This window comes from Tenacibaculum sp. IB213877, from assembly GCF_034043975.1.
In the GTDB taxonomy this organism is placed as follows: domain Bacteria; phylum Bacteroidota; class Bacteroidia; order Flavobacteriales; family Flavobacteriaceae; genus Polaribacter.
The window spans coordinates 1-820 of the sequence record NZ_JAXCHH010000035.1 but is presented as its reverse complement, the minus strand read 5'-3'; the positions used below and the strand labels follow the sequence as shown (position 1 = coordinate 820).

1 protein-coding gene is annotated in these 820 nt (G+C 45.5%); it reads left to right on the top strand.

Annotated elements, in window-relative coordinates:
- On the top strand, positions 1 to 820 hold an 820-nt coding region (locus tag SLH33_RS12965), incomplete at both ends, for a hypothetical protein (RefSeq protein WP_320419539.1).

Genomic DNA, 820 nt, shown 5'->3' with positions numbered 1-820 from the left:
TAACGGTAGACGGAGTAGTTTACACGGTAACCATTACAGCAGGAGATACAACAGGAAGCGTAACAGTTCCAACGACAGAAGATACAATCTCAGGAGAGGCGGACGAAGTATTTGCAGCAACAGGAGTTGTAACCAGCGGAACAACAGGAGCCGTAACCAACGGATCGGTAACGGTACAAGATGATGATAGTGCTCCAACGGTCACTATTGGAGATGTAACAGTTTCAGAAGGAGATAACGCAATAGTTCCGGTAACCTTAAGCAACCCAAGTACAGAAGACATTACAGTAGAAGTAACGGTAGACGGAGTAGTTTACACGGTAACCATTACAGCAGGAGATACAACAGGAAGCGTAAGCGTTCCAACGACAGAAGATACAATCTCAGGAGAGGCGGACGAAGTATTTACAGCAACGGGTGTAGTTACTAGCGGAACAACAGGAGCGATAACTAACGGATCGGTAACGGTACAAGATGATGATAGTGCTCCAACGGTCACTATTGGAGATGTAACAGTTTCAGAAGGAGATAATGCGATTGTTCCAGTAACCTTAAGCAACCCAAGTACAGAAGACATTACAGTAGAAGTAACGGTAGACGGAGTAGTTTACACGGTAACCATTACAGCAGGAGATACAACAGGAAGCGTAACAGTTCCAACGACAGAAGATACAATCTCAGGAGAGGCAGACGAAGTATTTGCAGCAACAGGAGTTGTAACCAGCGGAACAACAGGAGCGGTAACCAACGGATCGGTAACGGTACAAGATGATGATAGTGCTCCAACGGTCACTATTGGAGATGTAACAGTTTCAGAAGG